The following is a 9,979-nucleotide window of genomic DNA, read 5'->3' as shown; positions in this document are numbered from 1 at the left end:
ATATTAAATATATAACTATTTCTCTAAACTTCCCAAGCCGTCCAGAAAACATTGGCAAACCTCATTAAAAAAAACTTCATTTGCATTGTGAAGTTCAATTGCTTTTTCAAAAGGTGAAACAAGATCTTCTATAAGAAAATAAAGTAGATCCAGGTCCCCCATATCTTTCAATTTCTGATAATGACCTGGACTCCTTGCAGCCAGATAGCGAGATGTATAGATTGCTCTGGATACTTCCGCTCCCAACGTAAGAAGCGAGCCTATAACGGCACCTGAAAAAAATGCTGTGACTAACCGATTAGAAATGACAGCCCCAATTTTAACGCCAGTTAGCTCTGAGAAAATTATCCTTCCAGCACTACTCCCAACTATTTTCTCCGCCATTAAAGCAACGTCCAGTCGCGAAGAAAAGTTACTAATAAAGACATCAATAACCTGGCCAATCAACTCCTTATTTAACTTTGCTTTATTAAGAAGCCTGGCAAACCTGTATTTATCATCTTCATTCGCTCTGCGATGTTCTGTATCCATAAAATCGTAGGTCAGATATCCCATACTCACAGGAAATGATATAAGCCCTTTAGCTAAAGCAGCTATAAACCCAGAATCATCAACGTTAATAGCTTCGAGCATATCTTTTGCAAGATCTTTAGCACCATCCATATTTAGTCCTTTAGCGCACGCATATCCCGATACAAAATAAAACCCAGCGTTAGTATTATCACTGGGTTTTATTTTTCACTCGCTATCAATTATCAGTTCAATCCCCTCTTCATCATGCCAACTCAAAGTAAGCTGTTGAGGTTTTTGCTGCCGGGAAAGATACGTTAACAACTGCTGGCTGAGTACCGGTAAGATTTGTTGATTCAGCAGACTATCAATATTCCTCGCCCCCGTATCCGGTAACAGGCAAGCGGCGGTCAGGGCATCAAAAAGGTTCTCGGATATCGTCGTGGTGATGCCGTAGTGGCGCAGCAATCGCTGGCTAACCTGGTCCAGTTTCATTTGTACAATCGTACGTAGCGCAGGTTCACTGAGCGGATGGTAGAGAATCGTCTGGAAGCGGGCCAGTAGCGCCGGCTGGAAATGGTCGCGCAAAAGTGGACGCAGCAGTTCGTGTAGCTCAGACTCTGTGGTTTCCGGCTGTTCTTCCAGCCGTTGCATCACTGCATCGCCGCCAAGATTGGAGGTCATCAAAATCACAGTGTTGCGAAAATCAATTTCACGACCTTCGCCGTCACGCATGAAGCCACGGTCAAATACCTGATAAAACAGGTTCATGACGTCGCGATGCGCTTTTTCTACTTCATCCAGCAGTACCACGCTATAGGGGCGTTTTCGCACCGCTTCGGTCAGGATCCCTCCCTGACCATAACCCACGTATCCCGGCGGTGAACCTTTTAGCTGGCTCACGGTGTGCGGCTCCTGGTATTCAGACAAATTAATCGTGATCAGCGATTTTTCGCCACCAAACAGAATGTCAGCCAGGGCCAGCGCGGTCTCTGTTTTGCCGGTTCCGCTGGGCCCGGTAAGCAGAAACACCCCCTGTGGGCCGTTTTCCGGCGTAAGTCCTGTTTTTGATGCCCGCAACCGCTGTGCGATTGTATTCAGCGCATAATCCTGCCCGACAACGCGGTTTCCCATCTGGGTTTCAAGCGTCAGCAAATCCGCCTGGGAATCTTTCATTAATGAAGACAAAGGTACGCCGGTCCAGTCGGCGATTACCGTAGCAACGGTGCGCGCGTCTACATCCGGAAACAGTAACGGATGGCCCTGCTGAAGCACACTAAGCTGCTGCTGCAATTCAACCGTTTCCGCCTGACGAGAAATATCACGGCGGCTGGCCAGCAGTTGCTCAGTGAGCGTTAATTCCTGGCCGTACTGGGTTTCACGTTCATCCAGTTCGACAAGCAGACGATTTTCCCGCTGTTCAATGCTGGCCAGCCTTTCACCATGCTGACCATTTCCTACCGCGAGGTCTGCAAGCAATGCCTGCTTTTCAATTTCAAGCGCGGTGATCTCCGACTTCAAACGCGTCAACGGTTCCGGAACGGTATCAAGGCTCATCCGCACTCTGGCACCTGCGGTATCCAACAGGTCGACGGCTTTGTCGGGTAATTGCCGCCCGGTAAGATAGCGGCGAGAGAGCGTAACGGCGGCTTTAACCGCTTCGTCGGTGATGTGAACGCCATGATGTTCTGCATAGCGTGATTTCAGACCACGCAGCATCAAGCAGGCAGTGTCATCATCCGGCTCATCAACTTTAACCATCTGAAAACGTCGCTCCAGCGCAGCATCACGCTCAAAATACTGTTTATATTCGCTCCATGTGGTCGCCGCGATGGTTCGTAGTTCACCCCTGGCCAGAGCAGGTTTTAGCAGGTTGGCTGCGTCCGCCCCCCCCGCCTGATTTCCGGCCCCGATGATGGTGTGTGCTTCATCGATAAAGAGCAGAACAGGCGTTGGCGATTGCTGAACGGCATCAATGATATTTTTTAACCGCTGCTCAAACTCACCTTTCACTCCAGCGCCGGCTTGTAACAGCCCAAGATCCAGCGTGCGTAGTGTTACTGATTTCAGGCTATCAGGCACGTTACCTTCAGCAATACGCAGCGCCAGCCCCTCCACCAGAGCGGTCTTGCCGACGCCAGGTTCCCCGACCAGAATGGGATTGTTTTTTCGCCGACGGGACAGCACGTCCACCATTTGCCGGATTTCATTTTCGCGACCAAATATCGGGTCGATATCGCCAGCACGCGCTTTCGCGGTCACGTCCAGCGTAAATTTATCGAGCACGCCTTGTAACGCTGGCGACAACGTCGACTGAGCCAGGCCAGGACGCACTTCGTCATCTGGAGAAATCTGCGCCAGAGCGGCTTCTTGCTGTCTCTCAGGACGTTCATCCGACTGGACATTTAATAGCGGCAGGAGGCGTTCCAGTTGAGTATGCCCGGCGCTCAAAAGAGGCCACAGGCCGTCACACTTCAATAGTGAAGGCTTTCCTACCAGCGCCATCAGCAGATGTACACCACGTATCTGCGAGTTTTCATCCGTTGCGGCACACAGCCACGCTTGTTGCATTAATGAAAGGAGCACATCAGACAACTGTGGACGGCTTTTCACGGAACGAGGCTGAACATCCAGATGCGTCAGCAGCGACTGCCAGAGATTGTCGATATCCCATTCATAACGACGAGCAATGACAGTAATATCGCCCTCTCCCTGCTCCAGCAGCTTGAGTAACCAGTGTTCGGGCGTGATTTCTGCATGCGCGCGCGTCTGGCATAACGATGCCGCTGCTTCAAGCGCCTGAGCACAATAGGGGTTGAGACGTCGTAATAACACTGCTGACTGGTGTTCCATTTGCTTCCTGACTCCCTGTATTCAGGCACGCTACCGCCCGTGGCCGTAATCCAATGCCCATAAGGTAATAAATGACGTTGAAACTCTCAGCTAAACCCCCGTCCCGGATGATCAGCAGAGGGCATAAAAAAACGGATGAGGAAATCCTCATCCGTTAGTGCATTACGCGGTGGTACGCTCGTTCCAGGCGTCAGAATGGATAATGTTGCCATCCTTATACGTCCAGACGACCTTCTCGTAGCGCAGTTCAATCCGTTCCAGGTGGTTATGCTTCTCTTTAGATTGTTCTTTGATGTCGTACATCACAGGGTTTACTTTCACCACTTTCACGTTGTGCAGAGTGGTATTGAAGTATTCCACTTCCTGACCCGCATCATTGATGCGATACCATTTGAACTCTGCCTGACGCAGGGTCTGACCAGTGGTTACAGCCTTGTACAGATACGGGCTGGAAGCATCGATTTCCTTAGTGAAAAGGAACGGGGTATGGATGCGCGTTCCGGTCAACTTACCGGTGTTGTTATCGGTAGGGATGTACAGGTTATGTTCCTGGGCCACGACTTCGATACTGCCCTCACGGTCTTTCACATCAACAGAGCCTTTAATATCCGCGCCGCCGTCGTTTTTCAGCCAAAGGTAGACTGGTATTGCCATAACTCTTTCTCCATTTTTACTTCGCTAATGCGCCACCGCCTTCCGGTGACGGTTCCTTCATGCCCGGCACCCGACAGGCATCAGCCTGCGGCACCAGACTGATCTCTACACGGCGGTTGGCAGCCCGCCCCTCCGGCGTATCGTTGGTTTTGTAGGGACGTAATTCGCCATAGCCCTGAACGGCAAAACAGCTCTCCGCAACATCACCGGTATCACGCATCCAGTCGCGAACAGATTCCGCACGTTTGAGAGAAAGCTGCTGATTAGATTTATCGTCGCCCACATCATCGGTATGTCCGGCGATGACAATCAGCCAACCAGGCTTAGCTTTGATATTGACCAAAGCCCCAATGAGTACTTTTGTTGAACCTGCTTTTAACGCCCATTTGCCCGTATCAAACAGCGACATACTGTCCAGACGTACGGTTTGCGGGGCGGTCACTTTCGGTTTATCAGATGGCAGCCAGTCGCTGAGGGCGACCAGCAGAGGCGGGAGCAATCTCATCCCCTGATACAATCCCATGGAAAGAGAAAGGGGTTCACCGCGCTGATACCAGCGTTCTAGCCGCAGCGCATCCCGACGAAGTTGATCCTGAGCCTGAATCTTTGGCTCGGCAGGACTACCGCTAAGCTGGCGGTATACCGTCAAATGATCGTTGGTGATCCTGATGAGATGTTGGTTGTTGATAAAGCTGCACGTCATCGCCAGTCCGACAAAAATGCCGCATAACAGACCACTTACGCCCACCGTACGTTGAAATGCTGTCAGCGCCCGGCGGCGAGATAAAAAAGGCAGCGCTAAATCAGGAAAAGGCAGCAGCTCGGACACTGCTGACGCCGCAGGGGAAAGTGTTGTTTGCGCCGTGATATGCCGTTGCCACAGATTATTTTCACAGACCGCTAATGAGCTGAAACACACTACCCGTAAAGCAGAGAAAAGAGGCGGAGCATGGCGCTCGGTGTCGCCTTGTAACTTCTGCAGCCATCCCAGTAAATTATCTAACCACACTGCATGTGTAAGATGAGAATGGCGAGCCAGGCGCTCTTGCGAAGAGAAAGGCGCAAAGTCGTTCAATCCCGTAGCCGACTGCACTTCCGCATCCTGAGGCGTGCGGATAAACCAACGAACACTCTCATGGCATTGAGGAGAATTCAGCCAACAGCACAGCCAAAATGGCGGTATGCCTGATAACCAACGCCGGCTCTGAGCCACCACACGCCGCCAACTGAGCAGCATGTGCTTAAGCGCGTCTTCATCATTATGCCGTTCCGGAGTCAATGCCAGCATCACGGAAATGCGCATAAGAAGCCCTGGACGTTGCACTGCTATCTGACGAACCAGAGCAATATAATGCTCCGGGGACTGGACAGATAAATACCAGCCCTGCGAACTCTCGCAAGAATCGCCACGTCCGGCAAACAAGGGGTTATTATCGCCACACACCAGCACAACAGGCCCACTGAAACCCTCCGGAGGGAGCGGAACTTCATGAGCAGAATGAGCAGACTTCAGCCGACCGTATTGACGCCAGCCATAAACGATCCCTGGAATGGAAAACAGTAAAATAATGACGGTAAGGCCGCCCCGGACACCCGCACTTAACGGACTAAATCCCCAGACCAGCAACAAAGCCAGCACGGCTGCCAGCACATAGTTAACGATCCCTCGCAACAGAGCCATGTCTTAACCCTGCCCAATAAGCTGAGCAATCTGCCCTTGTAAGACATGAGAAAATATTAACCACAAAGCACCCAACGCCACCGCGCCGACAATCCATGCCAGCCACCAGCGGCGCTTACCGCCAGAAAAGCCGGAAGCCCGCATAATTACTGGCGCATCGTGCATTAACTTAAAAGGCATCGCCTGAGTCGCCAGCGCTTCAAGAACATCTTCACGACGCTCGTCACCTTGCTCACGATAGCGCCCAACAAAACCGAGCGTGATTGCACGATAAAAGCAGGTTAATACGGCGGTATCAGGAACAGGCTCGCGCAGTACGGTACGGATGCGCTCCCAGAGCTCTTCTCCTGCATTGGTCGTGTTGAAAAAGCGGGCCTGTAAAGGTGTCGCAAGCCAGGTAATGTAACCGCTATCCTGCCGGTTGCGGTTCAACACGCTTTCGTCCAGTAACGCACATTGCGTGTAGAGCATGTGTTCAACGCTGTGTTCGCTGTACCCCATGTCACGCAATGTCTCACGCGCAGAATCAACCCATTGGCAGGCCCGGCGATAGAAAGCCGCCCCATCATCGACTTCCACCCCGCCACGTAACTGGCTGACAGCAAGCCAGGTTGGCCAGAACACCTGATCAATATCCCTATTCATTTATTTCAATCCCTTAATACAGCGAAAAGCTCAAGTTGAATCTCTCCCAGCGTTCCCGGCACATAGAAAGCGCAATTACCGGCATCCAGCATGGCCTGGGCTGCTGGATGATTAATCTCAAGAGCAAAGTATTGATTTTCCAGTCGTAACGGGATGGCTGCGGGTACATGCGTCAGCGGTTTTAATGGAATACCGCTCAGTGCCACATTGACGACATCAGAGACATCTGCCCGGCTCCCTGCTTTACAGAGCTGTGGGAATTGCGTAAGGAGGACATGCGCAGGAAGATCCGAACGAACGGAAAGGTAAAAATCAGCGCCTTCACGCAGCCGGGCATCCGACAACGCGCCATACCAGAACTGTCGATCTTGCGTCAGTTCAATAGCGACAACGCGAGATGGCAGGCTGGCTTCCAGCAGTTCCACCAGCAGTGCAAACAGTGGTGGGAATACCTGCTGCGGATTTGCGTGCTGGTATGGCGGTACAACGCTGACATCATGGTCTAATGAAAAAGTCAGCAGGCTGCCCGCTAACCGCGCCAGCTCACGCCACAAAAGTTCGGGGTGACGGCCTGGGTTTTGCAGCATTTCTTTCAGAACAGGCTCCGAGCTATTAAGCGCATTCAGCAGCCAAAACAACGAAACATCTGCTACCGCAAAATCCGCCATTCGTTCGTTACTTTCTCGGCGCAAGGCCATCAGGCGGCGACAACGAGCCTGGATACGATGCACCAAATCACTGAGCGAATTGATTAATGAGGGGCTGGCTGAGAGTGAAAGCGCTGGGGGTAAAAAATCGCGTCCCAACTCCCATTGCCCCTGAGCATTACGAATAAGGCAAGCTACCGGACAAGTCAGGTAAGCGCTGTTATCGTCATGGGCATAGCGGAGGGTGATAGCATGCCGCAGCACTGCCATATCAGTCCGTTCCTGACCTGCGAGATCCTGCACTGGCAGCCATTCCTGCTGCCAGCGACACGGACGGCTAACGCCGTTGCCTGATGAAAGATTGCCGCCATTAGCTGAAAGCAGCGGTAACGCCAGCACGATATCAACGCTGCTGTAACCAGTAAGATGCGATAAATCACACGCCGGAGGCAGGTTATCTGAAATTCCTGTATCCACTAACGTACCGTCAGGAAAGCGCACAACCAGATTAACGGGGTTCAAACGGGAAACCGTTAGCGCACTTTCATCAAACTCCGCGCTGATGACGCCCCACGGTGATGAAAGTGACATGTGAGCAACAACGTCAGCTACATAGGCATCCCAACGTGTCTGTTGCTGAAACTGCTGGGGAGCCAGAAAGGCCCCCTCGCTCCATAACGGACGATAGATCTTCATCGCACCTCCTGTGCGCTGCGTCGTTAAGATTTCGACTTAGGCATTTGTGAAACTAACGACAAGCTGACGTCCATACCTTCAACCTGGAAATGCGGAATGGCATACAGGCGCACACGGAAGAAACCGGGGTTATCCTCAATATCCTCCACCACGACACGCCCATCACGCAGCGGGTGTGATGCCTGCAAGTCATCGCCAGGATCGGTCATTTCGGTTACCAGACTGCGCAACCAGTTATTAAGTTCAAGCTCAAGCAAGCGGCGATCTTTGGTCGTCCCAATATTTTCTCGCTGCAGTATTTTCAGGTAATGAGCGATACGAGAAAGCAGGAAGATATACGGCAAACGAGAGTTAATCCGACTGTTAGCCGTCGCTTCCGGGGTATCAAACTGCGCAGGTTTCTGAGCCGAATTAGCAGAGAAGAAGCAGGCGTAATCACGATTCTTATAATAAGAAAGCGGAATAAAGCCAAGATTGGCGAATTCAAACTCCCGGGTTTCCGGAATCATCACCTCAGACGGAATCTTCACCTGATTACCCGTACCCAGATCGTACAAATGGATAGGCAAATCTTTAACTGCGCCGCCCGCCTGTGGCCCACGGATCTGGACGCACCAGCCGTTCTTGATAAAACTTTTCACCATGTTCACAGCGAAAGAGAAAGATGCGCTGGTCCACAGGTATTTTTCGTGATCCGGCCCCTTCACCTCTTCAACATAGTTGAAGCTACGTACCGGCACGGTATCAGGACCATACGGCAGACGACCCAGTACACGCGGCATAGTCAGCCCGATATAGCGTGAATCGTCGCTATCACGAAATGCTTTCCACTTAATGTATTCAGCACGTTCGAAATAATCATTGATGTCTTTTATGGCCGCGACTTCTTCCATATTTTCCTTCAGGAAAAATGTCGGGCCAACGGAACCAATGAACGGCATATGACAGGCTGCCGACACGCCAGAAATATTGCGCAACAGTGCAATATCCTGCGGGCTGTTATCAAATTCGTACGCTGAAATCATTGCCGCAATGGGTTCGCCGCCAGGCTGATCATATTCTTCAATATAAACATGGCGGTATAACCCGCTCTGGATAAGCTCCGGCGCGTCGTCAAAATCATCACGCAGCGCATCCTTGCTGATATCCATCATTTCTACCCGGACATTTCGACGGAAGTCGATGCCGGTGATCATCGAATGTAAACCGCGCCAGAGCGATTCTTGCTTCTGAAACTCAGCATGATGCATGACTTCATTTACCTGATCGCTAATCTGCTTATCGAGGCGCGCAATTTGTTCATCAAGCAGTGTTTTATCCAGGCGCTCTACTGGCTGTGCGGCGTCCGCCAGACATGAAACCAGAACCTGAATAGCGGCGGTCACGCGTTCAGCCGGATCGGCATCAGAAAGCGCTTCATCGCTCTGCCACGCATCTACATTTTTTAATGCCGAAACCGGGGAAAGATTAATTTTGTCAAAGAGGGATTGATAAACGCTACGTTCACTGGTCGTAGTGGCCGCGACTGAAGAGGTATGTTCCTGAACAGACATCAACATATTCCTTATTATGATCCTTTACTATTCCTGCCAATTAAGCGGAGGAAACCCTGTATAGCGCTAAATCTCTTCTGGCATCATGGTTGCCAGTTCATCACGCAGTTCCTGACTCAGGGCTGGATCCTTAAGGATGGTTTCCAGCTCGCGACGAAAAGCAGCGTTATCAAGTAAGTTAGATTTCAGGTCACGAAGTAAGTTACGCATTGCCAACAGAACGCGTAATTGTGGGATATTTCTGGCTACCTACTCGGGCTCAAAATCGCGGATATTTTTAAAGGTAAGATTAATATCGTCTTTTCTACCATCACCAGCTAACGTATTTTTAACACTCAGATTAACGACTGGTGAGAACTTAGCTAACACATCGTTGAAATTATTCTTATTAATATCAACCTTTTCGCGTTCCGATAGCGGTCGTTGTTCTCTACCATTACTGAAATCACCCACGGTCAAAAGTTTTAACGGCAATTCAACCTTTTTCTGAACGCCTCCGGTATGTAAATCTAACTTGATATTAACGCGTGCCGTTGGCACTTCATTCTGAAAACTGTCACCCATACATCCCTCTCAGACCGGCGATTCCTGCCGATATTTTGCGTTTCCTAACGGAGCATTTTCCAATCGCTCAACGAGTCTCATACAACGTCATTTCTGTGGGCAGTCAACAACGACTGTTAATGACAATTAATGATTATAATTAGTGTGACGATGTAATCCGATATATTCTCTAATAG

Annotated in this window: 7 protein-coding genes and 1 pseudogene; all 8 read right to left on the bottom strand. The window is 50.7% G+C overall.

Features of this window, described 5'->3' with window-relative positions:
• Positions 1-15 precede the first annotated feature (15 nt).
• On the bottom strand, positions 16-663 hold the full coding sequence (locus NNO03_RS22140) for a hypothetical protein (protein ID WP_271450577.1): 648 nt from the start codon (positions 661-663) through the stop codon (positions 16-18).
• A gap of 75 nt (positions 664-738) precedes the next feature.
• The gene (tssH, locus tag NNO03_RS22135; RefSeq protein WP_271450576.1) at positions 739-3,363 is read right to left on the bottom strand and encodes a type VI secretion system ATPase TssH; all 2,625 of its coding nucleotides are present in this window, start codon (positions 3,361-3,363) and stop codon (positions 739-741) included.
• A 162-nt stretch (positions 3,364-3,525) separates the two neighbouring features.
• Entirely contained in the window at positions 3,526-4,017 is a 492-nt protein-coding gene (locus NNO03_RS22130) for a type VI secretion system tube protein TssD (RefSeq protein ID WP_271450575.1), read from the bottom strand.
• Positions 4,018-4,033: 16 nt separating this feature from the next.
• Positions 4,034-5,698: an OmpA family protein gene (locus tag NNO03_RS22125; protein WP_271450574.1), complete on the bottom strand. Its 1,665-nt coding sequence runs from the start codon at positions 5,696-5,698 to the stop codon at positions 4,034-4,036.
• Between the two features lie 3 nt (positions 5,699-5,701).
• On the bottom strand, positions 5,702-6,343 hold the full coding sequence (gene tssL / locus NNO03_RS22120) for a type VI secretion system protein TssL, short form (RefSeq protein ID WP_202037759.1): 642 nt from the start codon (positions 6,341-6,343) through the stop codon (positions 5,702-5,704).
• A 5-nt stretch (positions 6,344-6,348) separates the two neighbouring features.
• Positions 6,349-7,686: a type VI secretion system baseplate subunit TssK gene (gene tssK, locus NNO03_RS22115; protein WP_271450573.1), complete on the bottom strand. Its 1,338-nt coding sequence runs from the start codon at positions 7,684-7,686 to the stop codon at positions 6,349-6,351.
• A 23-nt stretch (positions 7,687-7,709) separates the two neighbouring features.
• On the bottom strand, positions 7,710-9,239 hold the full coding sequence (tssC, locus tag NNO03_RS22110; protein ID WP_271450572.1) for a type VI secretion system contractile sheath large subunit: 1,530 nt from the start codon (positions 9,237-9,239) through the stop codon (positions 7,710-7,712).
• Positions 9,240-9,305: 66 nt separating this feature from the next.
• Positions 9,306-9,803 (bottom strand): annotated as a pseudogene (gene tssB / locus NNO03_RS22105) (type VI secretion system contractile sheath small subunit).
• Positions 9,804-9,979 lie beyond the last annotated feature (176 nt).

Source organism: Citrobacter sp. Igbk 16 (assembly GCF_028069755.1).
Lineage (GTDB): Bacteria > Pseudomonadota > Gammaproteobacteria > Enterobacterales > Enterobacteriaceae > Citrobacter.
This window is presented reverse-complemented; position numbering and strand designations above follow the sequence as displayed.